Here is a 14,482-nt window from a genome sequence, read left to right as displayed (position 1 = left end):
TAGACGAACCCTAAATTCCCTGACATAATTTCAATCTCTTCGGGTGGTTAGCTCAGCGGTAGAGCACTGCCTTCACACGGCAGGGGTCACTGGTTCGATCCCAGTACTACCCACCAGATTCTTGGTGTGTCGATCACCGAAGACAAAAGGGCTTACGCAGCAATGCGTAAGCCCTTTTTCTATTGTCGGCAAATACGTCGCGTGCGCCATACGAGATACCGTTGGCTATAGAACCACGTCGTTCCGTAGGTTGGCGAGCGCCCCGCACTGTTGCTATATTCGGCAAATGGGCATTCGCCCAGTCCGGCTCCGTCCGGTTTCTCCATCTTGAACCATCTCAAGGAGGCGCCACATGTTTGCAGTGCATCGCGCGCTCCCCAGCATGGTTCCACGACCGTCGGCCCGTCCGCCACGACCGATGCGACCTTGAAGCCGCAGCGTCGTCGCTGATGCGCCGCCGCCTCGACAGGCGCGCCGCGTTCATTCCAGACAGTCCGTTGTTCCGTTGCCGTTGTTTGCCGTCGTATTTTTTCGCGCGTTCCCGCGCGCGTTCCGGCATCCGCTAGCTGTCTACCCCTTTTTTCGCTTCTGACTGGAATCTCGGCGCGCTCGTGCTTCGCCGGGTCCAAAGCAAATGGCCAACAGAAAACTCGACTTTCGCGGACAAGCCTTCAAGGATGTCCTCGGCTTCACCTTCCGTCACTGGGCGCAACAGCCGTGGCGCATCGTCGTGATCGCGGCGCTCGCGCTGTTCACGGCGGGCGCGGACATCCTGACGCCGGTCTTCGCCGGACGTCTCGTCGACGCGATCGCGGCCGGTCCGGCATCGTCGGCGCCCGTCTGGCATCACGCGCTCGCGGCCTTCGGCGCGCTCGCCGCGCTCGGCCTCGCCGCGACGCTGCTGCGCCAGGGCGTGTACTTCAACATCATCCGCTTCACGCTGAAGATGATGAGCGAGATCGCCGCGCGCGCGTTTCATCGCGTGCAGCGCTTTTCGACCGACTGGCACGCGAACAGCTTCGCCGGCTCCACCGTGCGCAAGATCACGCGCGGCATGTGGGCGCTCGACCTGCTGAATGACACACTGCTGATCGCGCTGCTGCCATCGCTGGCGATGCTGATCGGCGCGACCCTGCTGCTCGGCTCGCGCTGGCCCATGATGGGCATCGTCGTCGGCATCGGCTCGCTGCTGTACATCGGCGTGACCGTGACGGTGTCGCTGGGCTTCGTCGCGCCGTCCGCGCGTCTCGCGAACGCGTGGGACACACGCATGGGCGGCGCGCTCGCCGATGCGGTCAGTTGCAACGGCGTCGTCAAGGCATTCGGCGCGGAAGCGCGCGAGGAAGCGCGCCTCGCGCACGTGATCGGCAAATGGCGACAACGCACACGCCGCACGTGGGTGCGCGGCACGCTCAACGGCGGCCTCCAGGGCGGCATGCTGGCCGCGATCCAGGCGGCGATTCTCGGCGTGGCGGTACTGCTGTGGGCACGCGGCGAAGCGAGCGTCGGCGACATCACGTTCGCGCTGACGATGTTCTTCATGCTGCAAGGCTATCTGCGTGACATCGGCATGCACATCCGTAACCTGCAGCGCTCGGTCAACGACATGGAGGAGCTGGTGTCGCTCGAGAGTCAGCCGCTCGGCGTCGAGGATCGTGCTGGCGCCGGCCCCATCGCGATCCGCGACGGCGAGATCCGCTTCGAGCACGTGTCGTTTCACTATGGCGCGCACAGCCGGCCGCTCTACGATGACTTTTCCATCCGCATCGCGCCGGGCGAGCGCGTCGGGCTGGTCGGTCATTCCGGCTCGGGCAAGACGACCTTCATCAAGCTGATCCAGCGCCTTCACGACATTTCGGGCGGGCGGATCACGATCGACAGCCAGGACATCGCGCAGGTCCAGCAAGCGTCGCTGCGCAGCCAGATCGCGATCGTCCAGCAGGAGCCGGTACTGTTTCACCGCTCGCTTGCCGAGAACATCGCGTATGGACGGCCCGGCGCGAGCCGCGCCGACATCGAGCGGGCCGCGCGGCTCGCGAGCGCGCACGACTTCATCGCCGCGCTGCCGAACGGCTACGACACGCTGGTCGGCGAACGCGGCATCAAGCTATCGGGCGGCGAGCGTCAACGCGTCGCGATCGCGCGGGCATTTATCGCCGACGCGCCGATCCTGATCCTCGACGAAGCCACGTCGAGCCTCGACAGCGAAAGCGAAGTGCTGATCCAGCGCGCGATGGACCGGCTGATGCAGGGGCGCACGACGCTGGTGGTCGCGCATCGGCTGTCGACGGTGCGCGCGCTCGACCGGCTCCTCGTGCTCGACAAGGGCAAGGTGATCGAGGAAGGCAGCCACGACGCGCTGATCAAACGCGACAGCGGCTTGTACCGTCGCTTGTTCGAGCGTCAGGCGCTGGAGCTGATCAAGGGTCTCGGCGAGCCGGAGCTCGTGCGCGAGTCGGCAAAGGTCAAAGCCGACCGGGTCGACGATTCTGGCTTGCTGGTCGGCTAGCGCGACGCAGGCATGCACCAGGCTTCACGGCAAACGATGTCACGCCTGGCGCCACCAGCCCCTGGCAATAGAAGGCCCGCCGCGCTATACCGCGCCGGCGGGCAACCCGATGCCGCGCGCCATTCCGGTCGCGGCAAACACCATCAGAACCAGCAGCACGGTCTGGATCACGCTGAAATGCGCGTAGGATCGCGCCTTCTTCAGATTCGGCGCCGCGCCGCTGCGGATCGACGCGCGCCAGCGCATCAGGCCGAGCATCGTGGGCACTTCGAGGATCAGGATCAGCACCAGCAGCGTCATCTTCACGTGAAAGAGCGGCTGGTGCAGGTAGTAGTCGGCGCCCTTCTCATAGCTACCGAACACGCGCATCAGACCGGTCACGATCAGCACCAGCGCGGCGATGCCCCAGCGTGAATCGGCGCGGAACACCGAACGCAACGCGGCGGGCACCGACGCGCGACGCAGCGACCACGTGCGTCTGAGAATCGACGCGAGCGCAAAACCATAAGCGAGCAGATGAAGGGCGGCAAGCAACCAGCGAACCAGCATGGCGACTCCTGCGAAAGACGCAATACGATCGATGAGTGTCCCACTCGCCCGCCTGCAGGCCGGGCGCCTTGATTGCATTATCGACGAAGCTTCGCTTCGGGATGCGTGCATCGGCCACGCGATGTGACCGATAGCACAAAACATGCACCGTCAGACCTGGCGCAGCGTCGTGTCGAGCGCGCGGGCGGCGACGCGATCGCCTTCGGTCGTCAGCGCGGCGCGGAAAACGGTCTGCCGGTTATGACCCGCGGCGGCCGGCGAATCCCACAGCAACTCGACCTTCGGACGTACGCCGAACGCGCTGCGCGCAAGCGAGGCCGCCGCGACCGACCCTATCGGCGCCGCTGACGCGCCGGCCCCGCCCGCCGCGCCGAACGCGACCGCGGGCGCCGGCGTCGCGCGCGCATTGGAACCGCTCGCCCAGCGCACCGACAATTCGCGCGCATCGTATTGCCCCACCTTGCGCCGCTCGGCCCACACGACGACGGTGCGGGTCAGCGGATCGAGCGACACCGCATAGCGGCCGATCGCAAAGCGCCGCGCCGCCACATTGGTGCGCCACAACGGCAGCGGCCGGCAGATCCACAAGACGATCGCGTACAGCACCGGCGCCGCGACGAGCCAACCGTTGGTGGCCGCGACCGCCTGCATCGCGCGACGCCAGCCTGCGCTCGCGACGAACGCGCCGACCGACCACAGCGCAAACAGAAACCCGAGGAACGCGAACAGGCGCAGCGCCTGACGCAGCCATTGCGGCAACGGATGGAACGGACGCTCCGCGAGGGCGCGCGCTCCCGGCAGGAAGATCAGCAGGAATAGAAAGACAAGGTTGATACATGCCCACGGCGAAGACGCCATCGCGGTCAGCGCGGTGCTCAGATTCATCTCGGACATCGAGAAAAGCCAGCGGACGGCGAGCACGAGTCCGATGGCGCGCAACGTAAAAATCGTGCCGGCGCCGGGCGCGGCGTTCGCACGCGTCTCTTTCGTTCTCGCCAAGGCATCCTCCTGTCGTCGGCGGCACCGCAGCCCAATTTGCGGCACGGCAATTATAGGGATATTACCGAGACTGGCTCGTTCGCGCCGCGCGGAATCCCGTATTTTCAGTTGTGCGCCTATGAAAAACGCGGCGCACATGCAACAACGCCCCGCCGGCGACGTGCCGGCGGGGCGTTCAGAGCAGCGAGGGAAGCGTGCAACGGGTTCCTGCCGCCAGCGTTTTTCTACCGCGAAACAACCGCGGCGAATCGACCGCAATCAGCTCGCGTTGACTTCGCGCAGCACCGTGCGATGCTTGCGGCGCAGCAGCTCTTCATAGGTGGCGACGTAGTTCTGCGCCATCACCTTCGACGAGAAGCGTGCCTCGAACGCCTTGCGCACGCCAACGCGGGGCAGCGTGTGCAGACGTTTGACGGCGGCGACCGCGCTGATTTCGTCCTCGACGACGAAACCCGACACGCCGTTTTCGATCACTTCCGGCACCGAACCGCGATTGAACGCGATCACCGGCGTGCCGCAAGCCATCGCCTCGATCATCACGAGACCGAAGGGCTCCGGCCAGTCGATCGGGAACACCAGTGCGTGCGCATTGCCGAGAAACTCGCGCTTTTCAGCTTCGCCGATTTCGCCGATGTACTCGACGTGCGACAACGACATCAGCGGCTTGATGACTTCTTCGTAGTAGGCACGGTCGGCCTTGTCGATCTTGGCGGCGACCTTGAGCTTCATGCCTGCCTGCCCGGCGATGCGAATCGCCCTGTCAAGCCCCTTCTCCGGCGAGACGCGGCCGAGGAATGCGAGGTAGCCGGGCTCGACGTTGGGGATCGGCTTGAGCACGTCTTCCGGCAGACCGTGATAGACGGTTTGCAGCCAGTGCGCCTGCGGCAGCGGAATGCGCTGGTTGTCCGAGATCGACACGACCGGCACGTCATTGAACGTGTTGAAGATCGGCTGCAGTTCAGGCAGATCGAGACGGCCATGCAGCGTCGTGACGAACGGCACAGGCTGACGCGCGAACAGTGAGAACGGGTAGTAGTCGATGTGGAAATGCAGCACGTCGAATTCGTCCGCGCGGCGGCGCACTTCTTCGAGCAGCAGCATGTGCGGCGCCATCACGTCGCGGATCGTCGGGTCGAGGCGCAGCGCCTGCGGCCAGAAAGCTTCGAGCTTCGCCGAGGTTTGCGAATCGCCGCTTGCAAACAGCGTGACGTCGTGGCCCTGCTCGACCAGCGCCTCGGTCAGATAGGACACCACGCGTTCGGTACCACCGTACAGCTTGGGAGGCACCGCCTCGTGCAGCGGAGCGATTTGAGCGATTCGCATATTGACGAACTCCTAGTAAAAAATCAGGCAAAAGTACTGCATTTGGAAAAAGCGACTCGCTTGCTCGCCAGGGCGGTCTGGCCGGAAATGCCGGCGCGGGCCTGATTCTTTTGAGAAATCCTGCGATGGATCGCTTGGTAAGGAGCCCAGAAAAGTGGATCAGCGACTGGGCATGTGCGAGTAAACGCGCACGTTGCACCTACGTTGACAAACTGTCAGAAAAATTGGCGGGCTAACGAGCACGCATTATCAATGCCCGGATTGTTGCAGCACCACGACATTTCAAAGTCTTTACGTTGTTACAAACGCGAAACACTTTGCAAACCCTTGTTTTCAAAGACAGTTCTACAGTATCAGAGGTTTCAGGAGGCACGACGGTACGGGTGTCTGTGTGTTCTCGCCCATCAACGTTGCCGGTAGGAATTGCAAAATTGCCGCAGCGCGGTTGAATGCACCTGTAATGGTTGAATGCAATCCGTAATTATATCTCGAAATTTTCCGCAATCTGCCTGATTGGCCTGTCGGCTCGTGGTGTCGAGACGGCGCAGATCGCGGAGGTCCATCGCGAACTCAATCGCGTCAAAGCCCGGATACACAGGGCGCAATCGCCTTTGCATGTTTACAATGCGTAGCATCGGCTTCACGGAGAGCCATGCTTGTCCGTGTGGTCCGCGCGCATTGCATGCACAACCCGCAACATATCGATCTAAGCTCAATTGGAACACTTGACCATTGCCCAGCGTAATGCCCAGAACGCAAAGCTCGCGAGCTATGCGCACCGGCCGCTGGCGTTTCTCTTCCGCTTTATCCGCCGTCATCCGCTCGCGCATGCGATCGTGTTGTGCAGCGTGTTTGCGGCCGTGGGCTGTGCACTCGCTTCGCAATACGCGATCAAACATCTGATCGACGTGCTCGGCGGCGGCCGGCATCATCCGGGGCCGCTGTGGGGCGCGTTCGCGATCCTCGTCGGGCTGATCGCCGCCGACAACCTGTTGTGGCGGATCGGCGGCTGGTTCGCAGCGCACACGTTCGTCGCCGTGACGGGCGATCTGCGGCGCGACCTGTTCCAGTACCTGAGCGGCCACTCGCCGACCTACTATGCGGAGAAGCAGCCCGGCATGCTGGCAAGCCGGATCACCGCGACGTCGAACGCCGTCTACACCGCCGAAAACACCACCGCGTGGAACGTGCTGCCGCCGTGCATCGCGGTGCTCGGCGCGATCGTCATGATCATCGCGGTGAACCCGTTGATGGCCGCCGGCCTGTTGCTGTGCTCGGCGATCCTGTCGGTGGTGCTGTACAAGCTCGCGGGCCGCGGCTCCGCGCGCCACCATAACTTCGCGACCAAGGCGGCATCGGTCGACGGCGAACTCGTCGACGTGATCAGCAACATGGGCCTCGTGCGCGCGTTCGGCATGACGTTTAGCGAGCAGCGCCGCTTTGCCTCGACGGTCAAGTCGGAGATGGACGCGCGCCAGCAGAGCCTGCTGTATCTGGAAAAGCTGCGTCTGCTGCACGCCGTGGTCACCGCGCTGCTGTCGGCCGGCCTGCTCGGCTGGGCGCTGTGGCTGTGGGACCAAGGCCGCGCGACCTCGGGCGACATCGTGCTCGTCAGCTCGCTCGGCTTCACGATCCTGCACGGCACGCGCGATCTGGCCGTCGCGCTCGTCGACGTCACGCAGCACGTCGCGCGACTCGCGGAAGCCGTGCGCACGCTGCTCGAGCCGCACGGCATGCCCGATCGCGACGACGCGAGCGAACTCGTGCCGCAAGGCGGCCGCGTCACGTTCGACAACGTCACGTTCGCCTATCCGCGGCGCCGGGCGATTCTCGATCACTTCGACCTCAATATCGAACCGGGTCAGCGCGTCGGACTGATCGGCAAGTCGGGCGCGGGCAAATCGACGGTACTCGCGCTGTTGCAGCGTTTCTACGAAACCCAGGGCGGCGCGATCAAGATCGACGGTCAGGACATCGCGTCGATCACCCAGGACAGCCTGCGCCACGCGATGGCGCTGGTGCCCCAGGACATCTCGCTGTTCCATCGCTCGGTGTACGAGAACATCGCGTATGGCCGCCCGGACGCGAGCCGTGAAGAAGTGCTCGCCGCCGCGCGCGAGGCGCGTTGCTCTGAGTTTATCGAAGCGATGCCGGAAGGCTACGACACGATCGTCGGCGACCGCGGCGTGAAGCTGTCGGGCGGCCAGCGCCAGCGCATCGCGATCGCGCGCGCGATTCTGAAAAACGCGCCGATCCTGCTGCTCGACGAAGCCACGTCCGCGCTCGACAGCGCGTCCGAGGAAGCGATCCAGAAGGCGCTCGACCGGCTGATGGTCGGCCGTACCGTGATCGCGATCGCGCACCGTCTGTCGACGCTGAACAACTTCGACCGGATCATCGTGATGAGCGCCGGCAAGGTCATCGACGATGGTACGCCGGAAGAACTGCGCCAGCGTCCGGGCCTCTATCGCGACCTGCTCGCGAAGCAGTATGGCAAGGGACAGACGCTGCACATCGGCGGCAAGAAGGTCGACGAACAGCACGTAGCCTGACGCACGGCTGGTCCACGCGCTGCGCATCGCTTGAAAAAATGCCGCTCCCTGGAGCGGCTTTTTGCTGTCTGGCTCGCGGCCCGGCTTGGCTTAGCCGGTCACGCTCTCGCGCGCCGCCCTCTTCCGCGCGGCGCCCGCCGCACCCGTGGCCGCGCGCGCTTTCCCGCTTCTGGCGCGCTTCGCGCCCTCGACGCTCTGCAGATTGCGCATGAAGTTATCGCGCCACACCGACACGTTGTTCTCGCGCAGCTGCGCCATCATGTCGCGATAGCGCGCCTGCCGCTCGGCGAGCGGCATGTCGAGCGCCCGCGCGAGCGCTTCGGCCATGCCGTCGATATCGACCGGATTGACGATCAGCGCGCCGTCGAGCTCCTGCGCCGCGCCCGCGAAGCGCGACAGCACCAGCACGCCGGGATTCTCCGGATCCTGCGCCGACACGTATTCCTTCGCGACGAGGTTCATGCCGTCGCGCAACGGCGTCACATAGCCGACGTGCGCGGTACGGAACAGCGCCGCCAGCACCGAGCGCTCGTACTGCTTGTGGATGTATAGGATCGGCGTCCAGTCCAGCTCGGCGAAACGTCCGTTGATCCGTCCCGACTCGCCTTCGAGCTGTAGCCGGATGTCTTGATACGCGTGCAGGTCGGCGCGCGTCGGCGGGGCGATCTGCAGGAACGACACCTTGTTGCGCTGCGCGGCCGTATGCTCGAGCAGGCGCTCGAACGCGCGGAATCGCTCGACCAGCCCCTTCGAATAATCGAGCCGGTCGACACTCATGATCAACTTGCGCGAATGCAGCGTCGCCTTCATCGTGCGCACCGGCTTGCCGCGTTCGCCTGCCTTCGCGAGCTCGGCGATCTCATCCGGATAGACGCCGATCGGATACGCAGAGGCGCGCAACGTGCGGCCGAACGCATGCACACTCAGCGGTCCTTTCGCCGACGCGTCGATCGAGCCGCCCGCCTCGTTGATCACGTAGTCGCAGAACGCGCGCAGATCGGGACCGGTCTGGAAGCCGAGCAGGTCGAACGAACACAGCGCCTCGACGAGTTCGCGATGCGGCGGCACCGTCAGCAGCACCTGCGCGGCCGGAAACGGAATGTGCAGAAAAAAACCGATGCGGTTCTTCACGCCAGCCGAGCGCAGCGCCTGAGCGAACGGAATCAGGTGATAGTCGTGCACCCAGACCACGTCGTCTTCGCGCAGGAGCGGCAGGAGTTGCTGCGCAAGCCACGCGTTGACGCGGCAGTAGCCTTCGAAGTCGTGCCGGTCGTAATGCAGCAGGTCGGTTCGATAGTGGAACGCGGGCCACAGCGTCGCGTTCGAGAAACCGCGGTAGTACTGGTCGTAATCGCGGCGCATCAGCGGAACGGTCGCGAAGGTCACCGGACCGCGCTCCTCGAGCTTGATCTGCGGCTGGCCGGAGGTAAGCACGTCGCCGCTCCAGCCGAACCACATGCCGCCGGTCTCCTTCAGCGCGTCGTACACGCCGACCGCAAGACCGCCCGCCGCCGGGCCGCCCTCCGAAATAGGCGCCACCCGGTTCGAAACAATGATCAATCGGCTCATGAAGCGCGATTCCCGATGCAGTATGTTGTTTTCGTTGAACGGAGCGTCGGCGTCATGCGCCGCGCGCCGCCGCGACAATCGTTTCGAGCCAGTCGAGCAGTGACGACACCGACTCGACGCGCGTGCGCGCCATCGTTTCGCCCGCGCCAACCTTGATCGACAGACCACCACGCTCGTTGACGACCGCGAAGCCCTTCTCGTCGGTCAGATCGTCGCCGGCGAAGATCGGCGTGCGGCCGGTGAACGGCAGCTCGTCGAGGAACGCGCGTGTCGCGCGGCCCTTATCGACGTCCTTCGGCTTGATCTCGTAGACCATCTTGCCGGGCTGCAGCACGTAAGAAGCAGGGTAGTCGGCGACGAGGCGCTCGGTCGCCTCGCGCGCGACCGGCTCGCGGTCCGGCGCGTTGCGGTAGTGCAGCGCGAGCGCCGCGCCCTTGATCTCGAGCAGCATGCCTGGATGTTCGTTGACGACCTGCGCGAGCACCTGCTCCATGCGCAACAGGCGCTCGTCGTGAAAGCCGATGCGCTGCGTGTCGCCATTCGCATCGCGCCGCTCGGCGCCGTGCAGACCCGCGACCGGCAGATCGGGCATGCCGAGAAAACTGTCGATGCTGTCGATGCCGCGCCCCGACACCACCGCGACCGCGCCATTCGTCAGACTGCTCAGTTCGCGCAGCAGGTCGATCACGCGCGGCTGCACCAGCACGCCGTCCGGCGTGGGGGCGAGTTCGACGAGCGTGCCATCGAAGTCGAAGAAAAATGCCGTCTCGCTCGGAGACAGAACAGCCGGAAGTGCTTGCATCGCCTGGGTTCGCCTTTCAGCCATCTATGGCCGGAAAAGTGTGCGCATCTTACCGCGCATCCGTCAATTTTTCGAGAAAGTAAGCTGGGACTCAAGCCCGATGGGCGGTCTATCCATCCGCTTCTGTCGATTGGATTCAAAAGCGCAACGATTCGGTTTCGCCGAGCTTTCAGCCAGCTGCGGCAAATTGACCCGCAATTCGTGCTCCCGGCGCGTCGCGCGACGCTGGCGCCAATTTTGCGCTACAGTCGCTGCCACGCGGACCGTCGGCGTGATGGACATCGTTGCACGCTCTCAATCAATCGCGTGTGGCGCGCGAATCTTGCGCGGCATGATCGGGAGACGGTGCGGCCTGCCTGCTCCATCTCGCGTGTGGCGCGCGAATCTTGCGCGGCATGATTGGGAGACGGTGCGGCCTGCCTGCTCCATCGATTCGTGTTGCCTGCTCTTCAATCGAGTCATTGAACCCTGCTTTGTTCCCGATCCTTCCACCCCAGCGCCCGCAGCCGAACCTGTCCCGCGCACGACCGAGGCGACTCACGCACCGGTTGACGCACGGGTTGGCACGCCGGTTTGCGGCGGCAGCGGCGCTGGGCACGCTGGTCGCGCTTGCCGCACTGACCGGTTGCACGCAGCACACCGAGCCGTGGCAGTTGACCAACGTGACCGGCCACCTGCCGGATCTGGACTTCACCTTGACCGACGACACCGGCCGTCCCGTCAACGCTGCTTCGTTCAAGGGCCACACGTCGCTCGTCTACTTCGGCTACACGCATTGCCCGGACGTCTGTCCCGAAACGATGGGACGCCTGATGCAGGTGCTCGGCAAACTCGGCCCCGATGCGCAGAAAGTGCGCATCCTGTTCATCACCGTCGATCCCGCGCGTGACACGCCGCGGGCCTTGCACGACTATGTCGGCGCGTTCGACGCACAGCACGCCGAAGGGCTGACCGGCACCGACTGGCAGATCGAGTCGCTGGCCAAGCGCTATCGTGTCGCTTATCAGATGGAAAAGCGCGACCCGAACGGCAACTACGAGGTCACGCACAGCTCCGCCGTCTATGTGTTCGACAGCCGGGGCCGCGCGCGCCTGCTCGCCACCGATCACGACACGCCCGATGCGATCGCGCAGGACCTGCGCCGCATCATCGATGACCAATCCTGATTCTTCTTTGATCCCACTCCATTCCATCATGACGATCAAGCTCAAACCATTCGCTTCCCTCGCCTGCGCGCTCGCGCTGTCATTCGGCGCCGCATCGGCCGCGCAAGCGGCCGATGCTCACGCGATCAGCATCAAGGACGCGTGGGTGCGCTGGCTGCCGAACAACCTGCCCGCGGCCGGCTATGCGACGCTCGTCAACGCGAGCGACAAGCCGATCGATCTCGTCGATGTGTCGAGCGACGACTACGGCGACGCGATGCTGCATCAAACCGTATCGAACGGTTCGACGCAGAAGATGGTGATGGTCGATAAGCTGACGGTGCCCGCGCATGGCCAGGTCGCGATCGCGCCGGGCGGCTATCACGTGATGCTCGAGGACGCGAAGCACAAGGTCGCGCCGGGCGACACCGTGCATCTGACGCTGAAGTTCTCGGACGGCGAAACAGTGAGTGCGCCGTTCGCGGTCAAGTCGCCGGGCCAGACCAAGTAAGCGGCACCACGGGCCGCCGCCACAGCACGCGCCATCGCCATGAACCTGCTCTACTGGCTCGATCCCTGGGAGTTTTCGCCGACCGTCGTGATCGCGTTGCTGATCCCCGCGATCCTGTTCGTGCGCGGCGCGCGCAAGGCGCGGCTGTCGTTCGCGCGGCGTCTGTCATTCTGGTTCGGGCTGGTCGCGCTGTATGTCGTGCTGCATACGCGGCTCGATTATTTCTTCGAGCATGAATTCTTCATGCATCGCTTGCAGCATCTGGTGCTGCATCATCTCGGGCCGTTCTTCATTGCGCTGTCGTATCCGGGCACGGCGTTGCGCGCGGGAATTCCGTTGCGCTGGCGACAGCGCTTCGTGCGGCCCGCGCTGCAAACACCGCTCGTGCGCAGGGCGCTCGATGTCGTCATGCACCCGGTCGTCGCGGTCACGCTATTCGTCGGGCTGATCTATTTCTGGCTGCTGTCGCCGATCCATTTCGTCGCGATGCTCGACTGGCGGCTCTATCGCGTGATGAACTGGAGCATGGCGATCGACGGCCTGCTGTTCTGGTGGCTCGTACTCGATCCGCGTCCGGCGCCGCCCGCGCGTCTGTCTCCGGGCAAGCGCGTGCTCGTCGTGATCGCGGCGATTCCGCCGCAGATCATCCTCGGCGCGTTCATCTTCTTTACGCCGCACGAGCTGTATCCGATCTATTCGATCTGCGGCCGCGCGTTCACGTGGCTGAGCCCGATGCGCGATCAGCAGATCGGCGGGCTCCTGCTATGGATTCCGGGTTCGATGATGAGCGTGGTCGGCGCGCTGATCGCGCTGCGTCACTGGATGCGGCTGTCGTCGCGCGGACGCCTGCGCGCCGAGCGGCGTGCAAAAGTGGCGCGCGGGCTCACGCATGCGGCGTCGACGACGGCAAACGGGCATCGCTGACCCGCTCGCGCTCAGAGCGAGCGCATCCACACATGCGGGATGCCGTCTTCGTCGTGAACCTCCGAGACCGGCTCGAAGCCGAACGCACCGTAAAAGCCTTGCAGATGCGCCTGCGCGTGCAGACGGATCGGCGTATCGGGCCACTGCGCACGGATCTGCGCGAGCGAGCGTTCGAGCATCGCATTGCCGAGGCCGATGCCGCGAAACAACGCGGTCGTCAACACCCGGCCGATGCGCACGTCGGCATCCGCCGCATCGGGCAACAACACGCGCAGATAGCCGGCCAACGGCGGCAGCGCCGCACCGTCGCCGGTGCCATAGGCGAGCAGATGCCAGGCTTCGACGTCGAGCCCATCGATGTCGCCATACACGCAGTTCTGTTCGACGACGAACACCGCGCTGCGGGCGGCCAGCATCTCATAGACTTCGACGCGCGTGAGGTTCCCGAACGGCTTCCAGCGCCATTCGAACTGGGCGAGCCGCGCGGCGGCGGTGTGCTGCGGTTCAGTCATCGGTAGCTTTCAGGGTCAATGCGCGACAGCGCGGGCAACGATCCGCAATTATGCCGCGCGCCTCGTCATCGAGCATGTGCAGGCCCAGCATCCGGGCGGTCGACACGGCTGTATTCAGTCGCGAAAGCCGCGCACGCGTTCAGAACACCGCTTGCACGGGTCGCGCGAGACGGTCGGGGAGATTACCGGGGCCGCACAGATGCAGCGCGCCGACGACCACCAGCGTACGCTCGCGCACGTCCAGCAATTCGCTCAGCCGCGCGGACCACGCGCGATTGCGCACGTCGAAAATCGCCTGACGGATGCCGGCCAGATTGAACATCGGCGATTCGACGGCGATTTGCTGTATCGCGTGCAGATCGCCCTCCAGCCACGCCGCGTGCATCCGTTCGAGCGTGCGCTGCGGTTCGCCGCGGTCGGCCATCAGCATGTCGAGCGCGGCGGCAATGGCTTCGAGCGGAATTCGATTCGAGCGCGACTGCGACGTCCCGCGCGGACTCGAGATAGCGATACGGCTTCGCCTGCGCGAGCGCCGAGCGCAACATGCGCGGCTCGACACCCTCCACGACCTGCTGCAGCAGTGTCGGCGCGACGATCATCGCGGCCCACGGACGCAGTGTTTCAAGCGGCGCGAGCAGGCCATCGGTCGGCCACAGCGCCCGCAGTTGCGTCCAGGTTTCGTCGCGCATCAGGGGCCGCAGTTGCGCGGCGTCGGGGTGCGCGTCGGCTTTGAGAAACGGCAGGATCGTTGCTGGGTCGGACTCGAATACGAGCGCGTCGGCCCAGTCATACGCTTCGGCGACCCATGGCGGCGTTCGACGGCTCGTCGCGGGAAACAGATGCATCGAGCCGAGCAGGCGGACCTGAGTGCCGGTGAGTTGGAAATACATGCGGCCTCAATGAAAACGGGCGATGACGATGGTGCGATTCTATCGCCCGGCCTGGGTGAGGCGCGCCGGCGTGCGTTGCCCTTCCCGTGCGCGTGGCGGACACGCCGTTAATCGGAATGCGGCGCTCGCGCGTGAGCCAAAAAATCAGACGCGATATTTGCGATCCCCCAATGAATGCGAGAACGCGTCAAACGCCT

General features: G+C 64.7%; 11 protein-coding genes, 1 tRNA gene and 1 pseudogene. 6 read left to right on the top strand and 7 right to left on the bottom strand.

All coding sequences use genetic code 11. The annotated features are described in order from the left end of the window. The first annotated feature begins 41 nt into the window (after positions 1-41). Positions 42-116 (top strand) — tRNA-Val (locus tag OKW44_RS35290). Between the two features lie 518 nt (positions 117-634). Continuing rightward, positions 635-2,509 carry an ABC transporter ATP-binding protein gene (locus tag OKW44_RS35285; RefSeq protein ID WP_018421252.1) on the top strand — a complete coding sequence of 625 codons (1,875 nt, stop codon included), beginning with the start codon at positions 635-637 and terminating at the stop codon, positions 2,507-2,509. Between the two features lie 84 nt (positions 2,510-2,593). On the opposite strand, the gene OKW44_RS35280 is transcribed toward OKW44_RS35285, so the two are convergent. The 3 genes from OKW44_RS35280 to OKW44_RS35270 form a co-directional block, all read right to left on the bottom strand. After that, positions 2,594-3,058 carry a DUF2214 family protein gene (locus OKW44_RS35280; RefSeq protein ID WP_018421253.1) on the bottom strand — a complete coding sequence of 155 codons (465 nt, stop codon included), beginning with the start codon at positions 3,056-3,058 and terminating at the stop codon, positions 2,594-2,596. Positions 3,059-3,208: 150 nt separating this feature from the next. Beyond that, positions 3,209-4,057, bottom strand: a complete 849-nt coding sequence (locus OKW44_RS35275) for a hypothetical protein (protein WP_018421254.1) — start codon at positions 4,055-4,057, stop codon at positions 3,209-3,211. Positions 4,058-4,315: 258 nt separating this feature from the next. Then, entirely contained in the window at positions 4,316-5,380 is a 1,065-nt protein-coding gene (locus tag OKW44_RS35270) for a glycosyltransferase family 4 protein (RefSeq protein WP_018421255.1), read from the bottom strand. A 716-nt stretch (positions 5,381-6,096) separates the two neighbouring features. Here OKW44_RS35270 and OKW44_RS35265 point away from each other — a divergent pair. Further along, positions 6,097-7,932 carry an ABC transporter ATP-binding protein gene (locus tag OKW44_RS35265; RefSeq protein ID WP_018421256.1) on the top strand — a complete coding sequence of 612 codons (1,836 nt, stop codon included), beginning with the start codon at positions 6,097-6,099 and terminating at the stop codon, positions 7,930-7,932. 90 nt (positions 7,933-8,022) lie between these two features. On the opposite strand, the gene otsA is transcribed toward OKW44_RS35265, so the two are convergent. Next, complete coding sequence (gene otsA, locus OKW44_RS35260; RefSeq protein ID WP_026225949.1) at positions 8,023-9,501, bottom strand: alpha,alpha-trehalose-phosphate synthase (UDP-forming); 1,479 nt, start codon at positions 9,499-9,501, stop codon at positions 8,023-8,025. A gap of 52 nt (positions 9,502-9,553) precedes the next feature. Continuing rightward, positions 9,554-10,303, bottom strand: a complete 750-nt coding sequence (otsB, locus tag OKW44_RS35255; protein WP_018421258.1) for a trehalose-phosphatase — start codon at positions 10,301-10,303, stop codon at positions 9,554-9,556. A gap of 431 nt (positions 10,304-10,734) precedes the next feature. Here otsB and OKW44_RS35250 point away from each other — a divergent pair, with 431 nt between their 5' ends. From OKW44_RS35250 to OKW44_RS35240, 3 genes are read left to right on the top strand one after another with little or no spacing between them, the layout of a single operon-like run. Then, positions 10,735-11,469 (top strand): SCO family protein, encoded by a 735-nt coding sequence (locus OKW44_RS35250; protein WP_429412527.1) that lies wholly within the window; start codon positions 10,735-10,737, stop codon positions 11,467-11,469. A 28-nt stretch (positions 11,470-11,497) separates the two neighbouring features. Then, positions 11,498-11,959 carry a copper chaperone PCu(A)C gene (locus tag OKW44_RS35245; RefSeq protein WP_018421260.1) on the top strand — a complete coding sequence of 154 codons (462 nt, stop codon included), beginning with the start codon at positions 11,498-11,500 and terminating at the stop codon, positions 11,957-11,959. A gap of 39 nt (positions 11,960-11,998) precedes the next feature. Further along, positions 11,999-12,883 (top strand): cytochrome c oxidase assembly protein, encoded by an 885-nt coding sequence (locus tag OKW44_RS35240; protein ID WP_018421261.1) that lies wholly within the window; start codon positions 11,999-12,001, stop codon positions 12,881-12,883. Between the two features lie 11 nt (positions 12,884-12,894). Here OKW44_RS35240 and OKW44_RS35235 read toward each other — a convergent pair whose 3' ends face one another. Further along, positions 12,895-13,395 carry a GNAT family N-acetyltransferase gene (locus OKW44_RS35235; RefSeq protein WP_018421262.1) on the bottom strand — a complete coding sequence of 167 codons (501 nt, stop codon included), beginning with the start codon at positions 13,393-13,395 and terminating at the stop codon, positions 12,895-12,897. A gap of 139 nt (positions 13,396-13,534) precedes the next feature. Continuing rightward, a pseudogene (locus OKW44_RS35230) lies at positions 13,535-14,285 on the bottom strand (TraB/GumN family protein). Between the last annotated feature and the right edge of the window lie 197 nt (positions 14,286-14,482).

The sequence above is a fragment of the Paraburkholderia lebeckiae genome (genome assembly GCF_050436325.1).
In the GTDB taxonomy this organism is placed as follows: Bacteria; Pseudomonadota; Gammaproteobacteria; order Burkholderiales; family Burkholderiaceae; genus Paraburkholderia; species Paraburkholderia tuberum.
Note: the sequence above shows the minus strand (reverse complement) of the source record. Positions and strands in the feature narration are given on the sequence as shown.

Coding starts and splice junctions, on each gene's coding strand:
- OKW44_RS35280 (WP_018421253.1), bottom strand. CDS start 3,058: ATGCTGGTTCGCTGGTTGCTTGCCGCCCTTCATCTGCTCGCTTATGGT.
- OKW44_RS35270 (WP_018421255.1), bottom strand. CDS start 5,380: ATGCGAATCGCTCAAATCGCTCCGCTGCACGAGGCGGTGCCTCCCAAG.
- OKW44_RS35245 (WP_018421260.1), top strand. CDS start 11,498: ATGACGATCAAGCTCAAACCATTCGCTTCCCTCGCCTGCGCGCTCGCG.
- OKW44_RS35235 (WP_018421262.1), bottom strand. CDS start 13,395: ATGACTGAACCGCAGCACACCGCCGCCGCGCGGCTCGCCCAGTTCGAA.
- OKW44_RS35285 (WP_018421252.1), top strand. CDS start 635: ATGGCCAACAGAAAACTCGACTTTCGCGGACAAGCCTTCAAGGATGTC.
- otsA (WP_026225949.1), bottom strand. CDS start 9,501: ATGAGCCGATTGATCATTGTTTCGAACCGGGTGGCGCCTATTTCGGAG.
- OKW44_RS35240 (WP_018421261.1), top strand. CDS start 11,999: ATGAACCTGCTCTACTGGCTCGATCCCTGGGAGTTTTCGCCGACCGTC.
- otsB (WP_018421258.1), bottom strand. CDS start 10,303: ATGCAAGCACTTCCGGCTGTTCTGTCTCCGAGCGAGACGGCATTTTTC.